This window comes from Agromyces sp. NPDC058064, assembly GCF_042885275.1.
Taxonomy (GTDB): Bacteria; Actinomycetota; Actinomycetes; order Actinomycetales; family Microbacteriaceae; genus Agromyces.
In genome coordinates this window covers 103,791-118,474 of sequence record NZ_JBHVSE010000004.1, presented here as the reverse complement: position 1 = coordinate 118,474, position 14,684 = coordinate 103,791, and the positions used below count along the sequence as shown (strand labels likewise).

The window sequence follows — 14,684 nt, the reverse complement described above, 5'->3', positions numbered from 1 at the left end:
AATCGTTTGAACTGATAGTTCCAGGCTCCCCGGTTGCAAGAGCCTCCAAGCAGAGGGATATTCCTCATGCTCTGGAGGCGTTTCCATGTTGGTCGCCGCACCATCTCCGTCGATCGCTAGCCCTCGCGCTCGCATCGCTGCCCTCAGCCGTTCACGAAGCGCCGATGATCCGGACGTTCTCGATGCTCGCCGAGATCTTGCTGCTGCGAAACTCGAGCAATACATCGAGCGAATCGTTTCTTCCGCTCCCCCGCTCACCGTTGACCAGCGCGAGCGCATTGCCTCGCTGCTTCGGGGTGGTGTTGCCGCTTGAGCGCAGAACGAGAAAGCCGCCCGGGGACGAACCGGACGGCCAAGGTAAATCTCTCTGAATCAATCGTATCGGGCGATGAGCCGAACCGGGCGAGACCGCACCTGATCGGCGCCAGCGTGGAGAAGGCGCTCGACGGCGCACTCTGGGATCTCATCCACGGCCGAACCGGGCTCCACGAGCTGACCCCGGCGCTCGCAGGGTTCTACACGCTCGGTCACGCGGCAGGCATCAAATCGGCTGAGCTGACCATTGCCCGCCTTCAATTCGAAGCAGACAGGCTCTACGTGCAGGCCTTCAACCCGGCTGATCGTGCGCGCATCATCCAGCAACGCATGGATGAACACTTCGCAGCCGAATGGGAACGGTTCCTCAACACCGAGGGAGGTTCCCTGTGAACGGGGTGTTTAACGCGACATGGCTGATGTCGCAGCATTTCCCGGCCGTGCAGTACGCCGTGCCGGGTGTGATCCCTGAAGGCTTCACGCTGCTCGCGGGGGCTCCGAAGGCCGGAAAGTCATGGTTCGCACTCGACCTTGCGTTCCAGATCGCGACAGGAGGAACCGCACTCGGAAAGCTGCCGGTCGGGCGTCGCCGGCCTGTGCTGTACGCGGCACTCGAGGACGGTCCCCGACGGCTCCAATCGCGTCTGCACGCTCTCGGAGTGACGGAGGGTCCGACACATCTCGATTTCGCGACGATGCTTCCCGGCGACCCGATCGAAACGCTCAGGCGTTGGATGGCGGACGCCGCTGGCACGAACCCGGTCATCATCCTCGACACGCTCGGCAAGGTCGAACGGTCTGCCCGCGGCGGCGAGACGGACTATGCCCGTGACTACCGCGTTGGTGGCGAGCTCAAGGCGCTGACGGACAGTAACCCGGGGTCGTCCTTGGTTGCGGTGCACCACACCCGAAAGGCGGTCTCGGAGGACTTCCTGGACATGGTGAGCGGCACGCAGGGCCTCGCGGGTTCGGCTGACAGCATCGTCGTCTTGCGACGCAACCGTACGGAGACCACTGGCTGCCTGTCAGTGACCTCCCGCGACGCCGCCGAGGGTGAATACCGGGTTGAGCTCGACGGGCACCGCTGGACGCTCGTAGGCGACTCGCTCGAGGCCGCCGCTGTTGCACAGTCCGACGCGAAGGCGACCGACAACGTTGGCAGCGACATGGCAACCCTGATCGCCGAGGTGCAGAAGCATCCGCAGGGCGTCTCTCCGAAGGATCTCAAACAGGGTCTCCCTGGTATCGCGGGGAAGGTCGATGTTTACCTCCAGCGAGCCGCCGAGGGTGGGCGAATCGTGAAGCTCCAGAGAGGTCTCTACGGGCCTGTTAGTTCCGTTAGCTCTGTGAGTTTCGAGGGTAGTTCTAACGAACCTGACACTTCTGACACCCCTCTGGAGTTCGTCGCATGAGGGGCGAAGCGGCTTGGACCGCACTGCAAGAGGCCATGCAACGCACGGAACCGCTATGCCTCAACGATCCCCGCTTCGTAGCCGACCAACTCAGTCAGCCCGACGCAATCGAATGTCGCGAACTCTGCACCATGTGCCCCCTGCGGGCCGCGTGCGAGGCGTACGCGCAAGAAGGAAGACCCGCCGCAGGCTTCTGGGCTGGTCGGAAACGAGGAACGAATCATGACTGACGAAAACACTTCTCCGGGAGAAGCGGTGTTGCCCGCTGCTGCGATCCAGTCGATCGCGACGAACACGGTATCCCGATTCCTCGAAGAGGGCGGCACCCCACTTGCTGCGCTCCAAGCCGTGGACCGCGCGTTGAACGCGGTCCCTCAGTCGCAACGCGCTGACCTGTTCGGGCAGATCATCGGGCGGCTTTCGGTCGCCTTCACGCTCATCCTTGCGATGCACCCGTCGAGCAGAGAGCTGATTGAGAAGGTTCGCGAGCGAATGCTTTTCGACGATGTCGCGAGGAGGTTCGATGCCCAGGCGTAACGCGAACGCAGGTCCGAGGTATCAGGGCTCCGAGGGTGGGCCGATGTTGGCGCTTGCGTCTGCTCTGCACCGTCAGTGGGCCGAGAGGCGGGAAGCGTTCGGCCGGCAACGCTACCTCGACCGGCGTGCAGTTCGTGATCAGCAGCAGCAAGAAATCGAGGCGGGGATTGAACGTTTCCGCCGCATCTATGTGAACGGAGAAGCAGCATGACCGAACAACTGACGAGGGACGACCTGAAAGGCATGACGCCCGCACAGATCGTGGCCGCGCAGGACGCCGGCCAACTGAATGACGTGCTCGGGATACCGGCCCCCCATGAGCCGGGCCCAATCCTGACGCGCGAAGACGTTCGGAAGCTCTACGAAGAACGACGCTTCGACGAAATCACCACGGCCCAAGCCGAGGGCCGAATCAACTACGACGAGAGGAACGCAGAATGACTGCACTGCCCACGAACGCACCTGACCCGAAGTGGCTGCCGAATGAGGCCGGCCGCAAGATCTTCGGTGAACTCAGCAAGTGGCAATCCGAGGTGACGGCCGCTCAGGCAGCCCATAGCCGACTCTTCAAGAACGTGCACGCGGGCGATGCCGGCGATCCTGACTTCCAGGCTCGCAAGGCTGATGAGGATGCCGTGATCGCTGCCGCCCGCTCCGGGAAGACGATCAACGGGCACGCGCACCGGGAGAAGTTGGCGAAGGACCGTGAGGATGCGGAAGAGCGGTCGCGGGTAGCGCAGATGACGCTCGAGCGAGTGCGTCGCGAGGCTGCCGACTGGGTGCACGACAACCGGGATGCTGTCCTCGAGCATGCGGAGAATGCCGAGGCGAAGCTGCGGGGGCAGGTTGCCGATGCGCAGGCCGCGTTCGAAGCCCTCCGACAGGAACTCGTCTACGCAGAAGGCACCCGCGGTTGGGTGCACGCGTTCGACCCGCAGTGGAAGAACACGAACGTTCGTTGGCCGTCCAGCCCTGACTTCCTTCGCCGACCGACGGTGACTGGAACGATCTCGGGTTTCTGATCCGGTCCTAAGCCGGGGAGCCGTCGTCGGGGCGGCTCCCCATCCACCAACTACACATTTCTGAAGTCCTTGTTTCCGGGCTCATTCTTTGAGTCGCTCATTCTGAGCGGCGGGCTTCTTCCACAGGAAGGAGCAGCCATGGCAGCAGTCGAACTCGCCACGGCGTACTACTCACTCGTCCCGTCAATGAGCGGCACCGCAGCAGCGGTCCGTCAGCAATCCGGGGCACTCACCACCGCGTTCACTGACATCGGCAACGATGCGGGCGGACGGCTTAAGACGGGCGTTCTGGCCGGTGTCGCGGGGCTCGGTGCGGGCCTCGTAGCTCTCGGCATCGGCAACCTCATCGGCGACTCGATCCGTACCGGCATCGACTTCGGGATGGGTGGCATCGATATTGCCGGCGACATCTCCGAAACACAGTCGGCCGTCGCGCAGGTCTTCGGTGACACAGCAAGCGCATCGATCGACAAGTGGGCAAGCCAGGGCGCGGAGGTTCTCGGGCAGACCCAGTTGCAGGCGTTGCAGGCCGCGCAAACGTTCGGCGTCTTCGGGAAAGCCGCGGGACTTGCCGGCAGCGACCTCGCGACGTTCTCGACCGACCTCGCGGGCCTCGGGACCGACTTCGCGTCCTTCTACAACACCAGCCCAGAGGACGCGATTACTGCGATCGGCGCCGCCCTCCGGGGCGAGTCTGAACCCATCCGCCAGTACGGTGTCCTGCTCGACGAAGCCACGCTGAAGGCACAAGCCCTGTCGATGGGCATCTACGACGGCAACGGTTCTCTCACCCAGCAGCAGCGTGTCCTCGCAGCACAGGCGGAGATTTTCGCCCAGTCCGCCGACGTGATCGGCGACTACGAGCGCACGTCCGGCTCAGCGGCAAATCAGCAGAAGATCCTCGCGTCGAACCTCGCAAACGTGCAGGCCGAACTCGGGGCACACCTCCTGCCAGCCTTTACGCAGCTCGTGGCGGTCGCGAACGAGAGCCTCATCCCGGCCCTGCACGAAACCGTCGGAATCGTAGGCCCGATCCTCGCCGACGCGCTCGCGGAAGCAGCCCCGAAGTTCGGTGAACTGTTCGTCGCGATCGCGCCAATGATCCCCGAGCTGGTGACGCTTGGAACCGAGGTGCTGCCCCCGATCCTGGATCTCTTGATCGCGATCTCACCACTCGTCATCGACTGGGCGTCCAACACAGCCGCTCTCACGGGATTCCTGTCAGGCCTCCTCGACCTGTTGCAGGGAGACACCACGTTCACCGAGTTCGCCGACGACGTGATGGGTGCAAGTGGTTCCATCACCGACATCGCGTCCGAGATCGGTTGGTTCGTCGGGACCGCGGCCGGCCACTTCGCCAACTTCGTCACGATGGTCAACACCAGGATCAGTGAAGCGGTCGGGTTCGTGACCTCACTACCGAGTAGAGCGCACGACGCGATCGGTGACCTCGGACACCTCCTCGTCGATTCCGGTCAGTCCCTCATTCAGGGGTTCATTGACGGGATCACCTCCATGATCGGCGGCGTTGGTGACGCTGTCGGTGGGGTGCTGGATTGGGCTGCCGGGTTCTTCCCGCACTCGCCCGCCGAACGCGGTCCGTTCTCGGGTTCGGGTTGGCGTGACGTGTACACGGGCGGTCAGGCGCTGATGGAGCAGTTCGCGGGCGGCATCCATGATGAGGCGATCGCGCCGACCCTTGGGTTTGGTGTGCAGGCTGCCGCGGTTGCTGGTATCTCGACCGCCGCTCGCGCCGGCGTCCGTTCTGCGTCTGCTGCCCCGTCGACTGCGTTCGGTCGTGACCCGATCCTGTACCGGCTGCTTGCAGAGATTCGTGACGCTACGGCAGCGAGCTCGAAGGTTCCGATGTCGGCTGTTCAGGCGGCGCTCGGTTCCAGGAACATCAGCAACTCCGCGCTCGGCGTGGGGTAGCAACAACTCAAGTGGGGGTGACACATCTGTCACCCCCACCCCGATCGAAAGGACGCCCCATGCCATGGAGCAACACCCCCACCCGAACGAGCACCCCCGCCTGGAAGCGCCTGCGCGCGCAGGTGTTCAAGCGCGACGGCAACCAGTGCGTTGCACGAATGGCAGACGGATCACGCTGCCCCGAAACCACCAACCTCGAGTGCGACCACATCGTCAACGTCAAGCAAGGCGGCACCGACGAGCTCGACAACATGCAGACGCTCTGCAAGTGGCATCACCAACGCAAGACCAGCAGAGAAGCCAACGCAGCACCACGACCGCGACGCACCACCAAGCGCCCCCCAGAGGCGCACCCAGGCCTCCGGTAGGCCACCCCCTCCCCACCCACGCCTTCGCCTCAGAGGGGCTGATGGAAAAGCCGTGTACGGGTCTGGGGGAATCGCCCTTCGCCGCCGTCAGATACAGCGTCAGCGAGCGATTCGGGGCCCGTGCGAGTTGAGCTCGCGCTGCCGACGATCATGGCCGCAGATCCCCGCGTGCCGAGATATCCGTTACAGCGGCTCCCTCGCGCGCGCGCGCGTGACAAATGTTTGGAATTTACACAGGCAGCGAGACACAGCACCTACCCGGCGAGGGCTGGCGGGGGGACGGGGTGGGTGGCCCCGGCCCAGCTTCGGGGCCGTCGGTCTTGTGCCGCGCATGCGAGACAGACCTGATGCAGCAAGTAGCCGTGCCAAGTCTTCTCCCATCGCGTGCGCTCGTGCGCGCAGTTGATCTGCCAGTCGAAGAGTGGTCCCATCGCTACGAACATGTGCTTTCCGATCTTCCGGGTGGCTCACTGGTCGCGAGCCTCTTACCTACTATCGGACGATCCTCGAAAGTCGTTCGGGCCGGTCTTGGCGGGGGGATGGATCACTGGGCAGGTGTTGCATGTTCAACACCCCGGGGTGTGAATTCCCAGACCCGGGGGGACGATTTCTCACAGCCCCTATCTGGCGAGAGCGGCCGGGGGTACGGGGTTCGCGCGGCCGTCTCGTCGGGCTCGTTGTTCGGCGTCGCTCATGCTTTCCCATCCGATTCGCCCGCCTGGTTGGTTCGAGTGGATGAAAGCTTGGTGAATGCGTTCGCAGGTGAGGCGTAGCGAGTTTCCGTAGCCGATGTGACGGCCTTTCATCTCCGCACGGTACTTGGGCTCTCCATTGACCCTGACGAGCCGTATGAGGCCGTACTGTGCGCCGAGTGTGTCGATCATCCGCCAAGTGCCTACGGGGCCTTCTACGGCGGCGAGGATGGGATGCCAGCGGGGGGCGTCTTGAACCATGGGGGGCTCCATTTGTAGGGGCGCCGGCCCGCGCGAGTATGCCCCTGATTCTACGGAAGCCCCACCGCAGGATGCACCGGGACTTTGCACGCCCGGCACACGTAGATACCGCCCTTGGTCGCGATCGTGCGGGTTCCGCAGGTCGGGCAATCCGGCTCCGACGCGGGGATCTCATCCATACGAACGAGCGTAGACGCGGAAAGCCACTACTCCGGGAGAAGTGGACGACGCGACCGGGATTCCAGCACACTGACTCCCATGAGCGACGCTGGGAATGAGAAGGCCGTTACTGTGCGCGAACTTGCTGGGATACTTAGCGTCCACGAGCAGACGGTCTACGCGAAGGCATCCGAGGAACGTCCGACCCCTGAGGGATGCATTCCAGGCTTCCGGATTGGTCGCGCGTGGCGGTTCTACCCGTCCGAGGTCGTCGCACACCTCACCAAGCCCAAGGACGACCCGTGGGCGCTCCCCGGTCGTGGAAAACTCCCCGGCGCTGTGTCTTCGATTGCCGCGTGGGGTAAATAAAGACGGGCTAGCGAGCTCGCCTTCATCGCCGCGTCCAGCGGTTCGCCCACCGCGCTCGTGTCGCCGATCGCGAGACCGGGCACGAGCGCGCCGCCGTCGCCCTCGAGTCGGGTGGCCGCGTCGGCGAAGCCGGTCCGGAGGCCCGCGCTCCACGCGAGCCATACGGGCGGCGCGGCCACCTCGACCTCGGACTGCGCCCGCAACCTGAACGCGGATGCCTCGGCCGAGGGCTCGGGCGACGCGCGGGCCGTGAACGCCAGCCTGGCGCCGAGCTGGAGCGTCGACGGCACCGCGTCCACGACGCCGCTCACCGGCACGGGCGAGACCGGCGCCCCGTCGACGCTCAGGAGACGTCCCTCGATGCGCATCGACGAGCGTGCCTGCATCATCGGCCCGCCGTCGCCGCGCTGATCGGCCGACGCGGTCGGCGCCGCCCACGCCGGCATCACCGAGGCCATCGCGCGCGGCGCCGCGGTGAGCTCCACGACGACGTCGACGGTCGATCGCGCTACCGCCGCCGTCGCCAGCGGCGAGGCGTCCCTGGCGGAGAGGGCGATGCCGGCCGAGGTCGCGACGAGCGCGGCCGCGACGGCGGCGATCGACGCGGTCGCGGCCGCGCCGACGAGCCGCGGACGCACGGTTCGCGGGTCGAGCCCGCGGCCGGCCTCCCTCCCGGACCCCCGCCCGAGCAGCGCGACGACGAGCAGCATCGCTGCGAGCCCCCAGAGCGCCGGGAGCGGCATCCAGGCCGGGATCCCGGCGTCGGGTGCGGCGACCACCGCCCACGCCGCCGCCCAGGCGGAGACGGCGGGTGCGGCCAGCCTCGCGTCGCGCATTCAGGGCGCGACCAGGTCGGCGAGCCCCGAGTACACGGCGTCGCCGATGCCCGCGACATCGAGCAGCTGTTCGGTGCTCGTGAACGGCCCGTTGGCCTCGCGCCAGTCGATGATGCGCTGGGCGAGGGCCGGCCCGATGCGCGGCAGGGTGTCGAGCTCGGCGACGTCGGCCGTGTTGAGATGCACCTTGCCGTCGGCGGGTGCGCCGCCGCCGACGCCCGCGCCCGCACCTTCCGCCGGCGTCGCCCCGACGACCGGCACCACCAGCTGCTCCCCGTCGGCGACCGCGCGCGCGAGGTTCACCCCTGCGGGATCGGCATCGGCGGACAGTCCACCGGCGGCGGCGATCGCATCGACGACCCGGGCACCCTCGTCGAGCTCGACGAGCCCCGGCTCGGCGACGGCGCCGAGGACGTGCACGAGCACCACCGACGGCGAGGCGCCGGCCGCGGTCGCCGCGTCGGCGCCGCCCGCTCCCCCGTCGCCGCCCGAGTCCGAGAAGGAGATGCTCGGCTGGGCTCCCCCGCCCGCGCTCGTGAACGACAGCATCGCGGCGACGGCGACCGCGGCGATGAAGAGGGCGACGGCCGCACCGACGCCGAGTCGCACGCGGGCCGACGCCCGCCGCGCCGAGGGATCGAGCGCGGCGAGCGGGTCGGTCGGTGCTGGCGGCGGCATCCCCGAAATCTACGATCGCGCGGGCCCGGAATCATCGCTCGGCAGGCGGCGACGGGGAGCCCGCGGCTCACTCCGGCTGTCGAGGAGGAGTCACCGACGCGCGGCCTGCTCCACGCTCGCGCCCGACGCGGTCAGCGCGTCCGCCGCGACCGCGGACCGGTGACCCCGAGGCGCCCGACCACGGCCTGCGCCCGAACGGCGATGCGTCGTACCCGCGGCCCGAACGGCACGCGCTGCAGCGCGGCCCGGAGCCGCGGCACCCGGTGCGAGCGACGGAGTTCGCGGCGCGCCCGCGCCCACGACAGCTCGCGCGCCCACGTCGCGACCACCCGGCGCTCGTCGAACGCCCGTGCGCTGCGCCGCGCGGCCCGTCGCATGGACGCGACCCGCCTCGGCGGCATCCGCTGGAGCGAGCCGATCGCGGCGGCGAGGGCCTCGACGTCGCCGCTCGGCACGAGGAGCCCGTTCCTCCCGTCGCGGATGAGGTCGGCCGGGCCGTAGCGGATGTCGTACGCGATCGGGATGCAGCCGGCCGCCATCGCCTCGACCAGCACGAGGGGGAAGCCCTCCGAGCGCGAGGTCAGGACGAGGAACGAGCGCTCCTCGAGGTGCCGGCGCGCATCGGGCGCGAAGCCGTGCAGTCGCACGCCCCGCGTGCCGGCGGCCAGCCGTTCGAGCAGCTCGCGCTCCTCGCCGTCGCCGTACACGTCGAGCGTGAGCGGCGACGGTCGTCCGCGCAGCGTCGCATCCCCGCGCGGCCCCGCCGCGGAGGCCGCGGCGACCGCCTCGATCGCGTCCGACACCCGCTTCCGCGAGGTCAGCGAGGCGAGCACGACGCCCGCCCCGACCGGCCGGAGCGCGTCGCTCGCCCGCCGTCCGGGCGCGCGCGGCCCGTCGGAGTCGCGCGGCGGCCGCGCATTCGGGATGACGGCCAGGTGCTCGTGCGGGCCGGTGATCTCGGCGACCTCCGCCGCCTGCCGGCGCGACAGCAGCGCGACGAGATCGAAGTCGTCGAGATGCTCGAACACCTCCCGCCGCGACTCGCGCACCGGGTGCCCTCCCCCCGGTGCGCCACGGTGCGAGGCGTGCACCACGTGGGCCGTCACGACGTGCGAACGCCGGTAGCTCAGCATGAAGGGCGCGATCGTCTTGCTGTCGACGATCATGAAGCTCGGGGTCGACGCCGTGAGCGCGTCGAGCCAGGCGGTGTAGAGCGGCCACGCGCGGCGCCAAGAGCGCACCGGCCGCCCTTCGCCGTCGCAGAGCACGAGCGAGCGCCCACCGAGCACGCCGCGCACGCGGGCGTCCCTGCGGTCGCTGAGCACGAGGCTGCCGTCGTCGCGCAGATGGTCGATCTGCAGCACCCGGCCGTCGGCATCGCGGCGGATCCTCGCCACGACTCGACCACTTCGCGCCGTCGTGTCGTCGGTCTCGTGGTCGGCGAGCGGGGTGAAGACGTCGCGTTCGAGCCGCAGGCGACCGCCGGGCAGCGGGTTCGCACGGAGCCACTCGTAGAGGTTGACGACCGTGACGCCGTCGGCGATCGCTCCGCGGTCGCGCAGCCGCTGCTCGAGCTCGCGAGTGTCGGGGCGTGCATCGAAGGTGAGCACGCCGACCTCGACACCGCCCAGCCGCGCGAACGACGACGAGCGGGCGAGCAGCGCGCCGGTCATGCCGCCGTAGTCGTCGGGGATCGACCAGGTCACCGCGAAGTGATTCCCCCGTGGCATCCGAACTCGACCAGAACCCGCGATGCCGCCCCCGAACGTCATCCTCCGACGCTATCGGCGGCGCCTTGGCGGGGGCTGAACGTGGCCGGCAGCGCTGCCGCCGGCCACGTCGTCACGGCACTCGTCAGCCGCGCGTCGCGATGTTGACGAGGCGCGGTGCGCGCACGATCACGTTGACGACCTCGCGGTCGCCGACCGTGCGAATCACGGCCTCCGAGGCCCGCGCGAGCTGCTCGAGCTCGTCGGCCGAGATCTTCGGCGAGACCTCGAGGCGATCGCGCACCTTGCCGTCGACCTGCACGACCGCGGTGACCTGCTCCTCGATGAGGAGCGCGGGGTCGGCCTTGCGCCACGGCACGAGCGCGACCGTCGGCTCGTAGCCGAGGCGCTGCCACATGTCTTCGGCGGTGTACGGCGCGAACAGGTCGAGCACCATCGCGGTCACCTCTGCCGCTTCGCGCACCGCGGCATCGGATGCCCCGGGCCCCGAGTCGATCGCCTTGCGGGTCGCGTTCACGAGCTCCATGAGGCGTGCCACGATGACGTTGAACTTGTACGCCTCCGCGAGCCCCGGAGCATCCGCGAGCAGTCGATGCGTGATGCGGCGCAGCGCGCGGTCGCCGGTCGACCAGTCGACCTCGGGCGACGAGGTGACCTCGCCGGCGATGCGCCAGGCGCGCGCGAGGAACTTCGCCGAGCCCACGGGCGACAGGTCGGCCCAGTCGATGTCGTCCTCTGGCGGGCCGGCGAAGGCGAGCGTCACGCGGAGCGCGTCGGTGCCGTGGGCGGCGAGCTCGGAGGCGAACTCGACCAGGTTGCCCTTCGACTTCGACATCTTCGAGCCGTCCATGAGCACCATGCCCTGGTTCAGCAGCGAGGTGAACGGCTCGGTGAAGCCGAGGTAGCCGAGGTCGAACAGCACCTTCGTGATGAAGCGCGAGTAGAGCAGGTGCAGGATCGCGTGCTCGACGCCGCCGACGTACTGGTCGACGGGCGCCCACTTCTCGGCCTCGGCCGGGTCGAACGCCCGGCTGTCGTCGTTCGCGTTCAGGTACCGCAGGTAGTACCACGAGCTGTCGACGAAGGTGTCCATCGTGTCGGAGTCGCGCTTGGCCGCACCCCCGCAGTTCGGGCAGGCGACGTTCACCCAGTCCTCGGCCGCGCCGAGCGGGCTCGAGCCCTTCGGCTTCAGGTCGAGGCCCGCCGCGTCGGGCAGGCGCACCGGCAGCTCGCTCTCGGGCACCGGCACCTCGCCGCAGTCGGAGCAGTGGATGATCGGGATGGGCGTGCCCCAGAAGCGCTGGCGCGAGATCAGCCAGTCGCGCAGACGGTAGTTCTTCGCCGCACGGCCGGTGCCGCGTTCGTCGAGGATCTCGATCGCACGGCGGATGGCGTTCGACTTCGAGAGTCCGTCGAGCGGGCCCGAGTTGATGAGGCGGCCCTCGCCCGTGAGGGCGACGCCGGTGCCGGCCGGGTCGAGCGGCGGCAGGTCCTCGGGGAGGTACGGCACGCCGTTCTCATCGAGCGGGATGACGGGGATGACGCCGGTGACGGGCGCGTTGGTGTCGACGACGACGCGCACGGGCAGCTCGAAGGCGCGCGCGAAGTCGAGGTCGCGCTGGTCGTGCGCGGGCACGGCCATGATCGCGCCGTGACCGTAGTCGGCCAGCACGTAGTCGCTCGCCCAGATCGGCAGGCGCTCGCCGTTCAGCGGGTTGATCGCATAGCGCTCGAGGAACACGCCCGTCTTCGGGCGATCGGTCGCGAGACGCTCGATGTCGCTCTCGGCGCGCACCGAGTCGAGGTAGTCGCCGAAGCGCTGCTGCACCTCCGCCGAGGCGCCGCCGGCGAGCTCGGCGGCCAGCTCGGAGTCGACCGCGACGACCATGAACGTCGCGCCGTAGAGGGTGTCGGGGCGGGTCGTGAACACCGGCACCCGGCCGTCACGGCCCTCGATCTCGAACTCGACGTCGGCACCGGCCGAACGGCCGATCCAGTTGCGCTGCATCGAGACGACCTTCGACGGCCAGCTGCCCTCGAGCTGGTTGAGGTCGTCGAGCAGGCGATCGGCGTAGTCGGTGACGCGGAAGTACCACTGCGTCAGCGCCTTCTTCGTGACGACGGCCCCGCAGCGCTCGCAGTGGCCGTCGACGACCTGCTCGTTCGCGAGCACGGTCTGGTCGTTGGGGCACCAGTTGACCTGGCCCGCCTTGCGGTAGGCGATGCCCTTCTCGTAGAGCTTCAGGAACAGCCACTGGTTCCACTTGTAGTACTCGGGGTCGCTCGTGTGCAGCTCGCGCGACCAGTCGAAGCTCGGCGCGTACTGGCGGAACGAGGCCTTCTGCTGCGCGATGTTCGCGTAGGTCCACTCGCGAGGGTCGGCGCCGCGCTTGATCGCCGCGTTCTCGGCCGGCAGGCCGAACGAGTCCCAGCCGATCGGGTGCAGCACGTCGAAGCCCTGGTGGCGCCAGTAGCGCGCGGCGATGTCGCCGAAGCCGAACGCCTCGGCGTGACCCATGTGCAGGTCTCCGGAGGGGTACGGGAACATGTCGAGCACGTACTTGCGGGGTCGCGTGTCGCCCGACGACCCGGCGCGGAACGGCTCGAGCTCGTCCCACACGGGAAGCCACTTCGCCTGGATGGCGGCGAAGTCGTACGCGCCGGGTTCGGCGTGTGCAGGGTCGTGATCGTGTGCCACGTGACTCTCAATCGTCTGTCGCTCGGCGGGCTCCGCCGCGGGGTCTGCAGGGCGCGCCGGAGCACGGCGCACTCGGGTATCCAGCCTAGTCACTCACCGGGGGTGGATGCCGCGCCGAGCACCGCGAGCAGGGCGCGGGCCTTCACGCGGGTCTCCTCGATCTCCTCCGCGGCGACCGAGAGCGCCGTGATGCCGCCGCCCGTGCCGATGCTCGCGCCCGACGGGGCGAGCACGATCGAGCGGATCACCATGGCGAGATCGGCGCCGCCGTCGACGCCGAGGTAGCCGAACGCGCCCGAGTAGACGCCGCGCGGCCCCTGCTCGAGCCCGTGCAGGATCGACATCGCGCTGTGCTTGGGCGCGCCCGTCATCGACCCCGCGGGGAACGCCGCGCGCACGACGTCGAGCACCGAGAGCGGCGGTGCGATGCGCGCGTGCACCGTCGAGACGAGCTGGTGCACGTGCGCGTACTCCTCGACCTCGAGGAGCCCCTCGACGCCGACGCTGCCGAGTTCGGCGATGCGCCCGAGGTCGTTGCGCATGAGGTCGACGATCATGAGGTTCTCGGCGCGCTCCTTGTCGCTCGCGAGCAGCTCGGCGCGGAGCGCGGCGTCGCGGACCGGGTCGGCGTCGCGCGGTCGGGTGCCCTTCATCGGCTTCGTGGAGACGCGCCCGGAGGGCTCGACGAGCAGGAACTGCTCGGGCGAGGCGCTGAGCAGGGCGTGCTCGCCGAACCGCACGTAGCCGCCGTGGTGGCTCGGGCTCGACGCCCGGAGCGCGAGGTAGGCCGCTGCCGGGTCGGGGCGGACGTCGACGTCGACCCGGTTGGTGAGGCAGAGCTGGTAGGCGTCGCCGCGCACGATGGCCGCCTGGCAGGCGTCGATCAACTCGGCGTAGCGAGCGGCGTCGTGACGCCATCGGGCGACCGCGGGTGCGGTCGCGCTCGCGGTCGCGGTCGAACCGCGCGGATGCCACGCGGTCGCCGTCTCGCCGCCGGCCGCGGGCTCCTCGCCGAGTGCCGCGGCCTGCGCGTCGGCCCAGTCGGCCCCGTCGTCGGAGTCGAGCCAGACCAGCCGCAGCTCGCGCGCCGCGTGGTCGAAGACGAGCACCCGGTCGAGGAACAGGAACGCCGCGTCGGGCGTCTCGGCATCCGCGACGGGCACGCCGTCGGCCGCCGCCCCGAGCTCGTAGCCGAACCAGCCGAACCAGCCGAGCGGGCCCGGCGCGGGCACCCCGGTCGCGAGCTCCACCGCGGGCAGCGCGAGCGCCTCGGCGAGCACGTCGAACACCGGGCCCTCGCGCACGGTCGCGGTCGGTGCGGCCTCGGCCGGGCGGACGACCTCGACGCGCCCGATGCCGGGCATCGCGTGCCCGTCGGTCGTGAGGACGGCCGTGACGAGCTCGCTGCCCGCGTGAGCGCGGCCCAGCACGCTCACCCCGTTCGCGTCGTCGCCGCCGTCAAGCCAGACGACGTGCTCGGCACCCGCGTAGTGCCGGCCGAACACCTCGGCGGGGTCGCGCCAGACGGGCAGCACGCGAGACCGGATTCGTCGGGGCATCCTCCAAGCCTAGGGCGAAGCGCCGTGCCGCCGACCGCCCGTCCCGCTCGTCGGCACGGGGCGGTCGCGACGACGGGTCGCGAACGGCGGCGACGGAGGAGATGCCCGGCGACCGA

The 14,684-nt window shown here is 69.1% G+C and carries 14 protein-coding genes; 9 read left to right on the top strand and 5 right to left on the bottom strand.

The window, feature by feature from the left end; translation table 11 throughout:
• Nucleotides 1-309: 309 nt before the first annotated feature.
• The 9 genes from ACFVSL_RS14365 (at nt 310) to ACFVSL_RS14325 (ending at nt 5,586) form a co-directional block, all read left to right on the top strand.
• Complete coding sequence (locus ACFVSL_RS14365) at nt 310-708, top strand: hypothetical protein (RefSeq protein WP_386941656.1); 399 nt, start codon at nt 310-312, stop codon at nt 706-708.
• A complete protein-coding gene (locus tag ACFVSL_RS14360) occupies nt 705-1,727 on the top strand; it encodes an AAA family ATPase (protein ID WP_386941655.1) in 1,023 nt (340 codons plus the stop codon). Before ACFVSL_RS14365 ends, ACFVSL_RS14360 begins: the two co-directional genes overlap by 4 nt.
• Complete coding sequence (locus ACFVSL_RS14355; protein ID WP_386941654.1) at nt 1,724-1,957, top strand: WhiB family transcriptional regulator; 234 nt, start codon at nt 1,724-1,726, stop codon at nt 1,955-1,957. The genes ACFVSL_RS14360 and ACFVSL_RS14355 overlap by 4 nt, the downstream gene beginning before the upstream one ends.
• On the top strand, nt 1,950-2,264 hold the full coding sequence (locus tag ACFVSL_RS14350) for a hypothetical protein (RefSeq protein WP_386941653.1): 315 nt from the start codon (nt 1,950-1,952) through the stop codon (nt 2,262-2,264). The genes ACFVSL_RS14355 and ACFVSL_RS14350 overlap by 8 nt, the downstream gene beginning before the upstream one ends.
• Before the next feature lie 43 nt (nt 2,265-2,307).
• A complete protein-coding gene (locus tag ACFVSL_RS14345; RefSeq protein WP_386941652.1) occupies nt 2,308-2,475 on the top strand; it encodes a hypothetical protein in 168 nt (55 codons plus the stop codon).
• Nucleotides 2,472-2,705, top strand: coding sequence for a hypothetical protein (locus tag ACFVSL_RS14340; protein ID WP_386941651.1), 234 nt, complete (start codon nt 2,472-2,474; stop codon nt 2,703-2,705). The genes ACFVSL_RS14345 and ACFVSL_RS14340 overlap by 4 nt, the downstream gene beginning before the upstream one ends.
• On the top strand, nt 2,702-3,286 hold the full coding sequence (locus ACFVSL_RS14335) for a hypothetical protein (RefSeq protein ID WP_386941650.1): 585 nt from the start codon (nt 2,702-2,704) through the stop codon (nt 3,284-3,286). Before ACFVSL_RS14340 ends, ACFVSL_RS14335 begins: the two co-directional genes overlap by 4 nt.
• 138 nt (nt 3,287-3,424) lie before the next feature.
• Nucleotides 3,425-5,218, top strand: a complete 1,794-nt coding sequence (locus ACFVSL_RS14330; RefSeq protein ID WP_386941649.1) for a hypothetical protein — start codon at nt 3,425-3,427, stop codon at nt 5,216-5,218.
• A gap of 59 nt (nt 5,219-5,277) precedes the next feature.
• The gene (locus ACFVSL_RS14325) at nt 5,278-5,586 is read left to right on the top strand and encodes an HNH endonuclease (RefSeq protein WP_386941648.1); all 309 of its coding nucleotides are present in this window, start codon (nt 5,278-5,280) and stop codon (nt 5,584-5,586) included.
• A 1,366-nt stretch (nt 5,587-6,952) separates the two neighbouring features.
• Here the strand turns inward: ACFVSL_RS14325 and ACFVSL_RS14320 are convergent.
• The 5 genes from ACFVSL_RS14320 to pabB all read right to left on the bottom strand — a co-directional run bounded on the left by ACFVSL_RS14320 (nt 6,953) and on the right by pabB (nt 14,568).
• The gene (locus ACFVSL_RS14320; protein WP_386941647.1) at nt 6,953-7,903 is read right to left on the bottom strand and encodes a hypothetical protein; all 951 of its coding nucleotides are present in this window, start codon (nt 7,901-7,903) and stop codon (nt 6,953-6,955) included.
• Nucleotides 7,904-8,581, bottom strand: coding sequence for a helix-hairpin-helix domain-containing protein (locus ACFVSL_RS14315; protein ID WP_386941646.1), 678 nt, complete (start codon nt 8,579-8,581; stop codon nt 7,904-7,906).
• Between the two features lie 131 nt (nt 8,582-8,712).
• Complete coding sequence (locus ACFVSL_RS14310; RefSeq protein ID WP_386941645.1) at nt 8,713-10,287, bottom strand: glycosyltransferase; 1,575 nt, start codon at nt 10,285-10,287, stop codon at nt 8,713-8,715.
• 148 nt (nt 10,288-10,435) lie between these two features.
• Nucleotides 10,436-13,009 (bottom strand): leucine--tRNA ligase, encoded by a 2,574-nt coding sequence (gene leuS / locus ACFVSL_RS14305; protein WP_386941644.1) that lies wholly within the window; start codon nt 13,007-13,009, stop codon nt 10,436-10,438.
• Nucleotides 13,010-13,098: 89 nt separating this feature from the next.
• Entirely contained in the window at nt 13,099-14,568 is a 1,470-nt protein-coding gene (gene pabB, locus ACFVSL_RS14300; protein ID WP_386941643.1) for an aminodeoxychorismate synthase component I, read from the bottom strand.
• Between the last annotated feature and the right edge of the window lie 116 nt (nt 14,569-14,684).

Coding starts and splice junctions, on each gene's coding strand:
- pabB (WP_386941643.1), bottom strand. CDS start 14,568: ATGCCCCGACGAATCCGGTCTCGCGTGCTGCCCGTCTGGCGCGACCCC.
- ACFVSL_RS14355 (WP_386941654.1), top strand. CDS start 1,724: ATGAGGGGCGAAGCGGCTTGGACCGCACTGCAAGAGGCCATGCAACGC.
- ACFVSL_RS14315 (WP_386941646.1), bottom strand. CDS start 8,581: ATGCCGCCGCCAGCACCGACCGACCCGCTCGCCGCGCTCGATCCCTCG.
- ACFVSL_RS14330 (WP_386941649.1), top strand. CDS start 3,425: ATGGCAGCAGTCGAACTCGCCACGGCGTACTACTCACTCGTCCCGTCA.
- ACFVSL_RS14325 (WP_386941648.1), top strand. CDS start 5,278: ATGCCATGGAGCAACACCCCCACCCGAACGAGCACCCCCGCCTGGAAG.
- ACFVSL_RS14320 (WP_386941647.1), bottom strand. CDS start 7,903: ATGCGCGACGCGAGGCTGGCCGCACCCGCCGTCTCCGCCTGGGCGGCG.
- ACFVSL_RS14345 (WP_386941652.1), top strand. CDS start 2,308: ATGTTGGCGCTTGCGTCTGCTCTGCACCGTCAGTGGGCCGAGAGGCGG.
- ACFVSL_RS14335 (WP_386941650.1), top strand. CDS start 2,702: ATGACTGCACTGCCCACGAACGCACCTGACCCGAAGTGGCTGCCGAAT.
- ACFVSL_RS14350 (WP_386941653.1), top strand. CDS start 1,950: ATGACTGACGAAAACACTTCTCCGGGAGAAGCGGTGTTGCCCGCTGCT.
- ACFVSL_RS14340 (WP_386941651.1), top strand. CDS start 2,472: ATGACCGAACAACTGACGAGGGACGACCTGAAAGGCATGACGCCCGCA.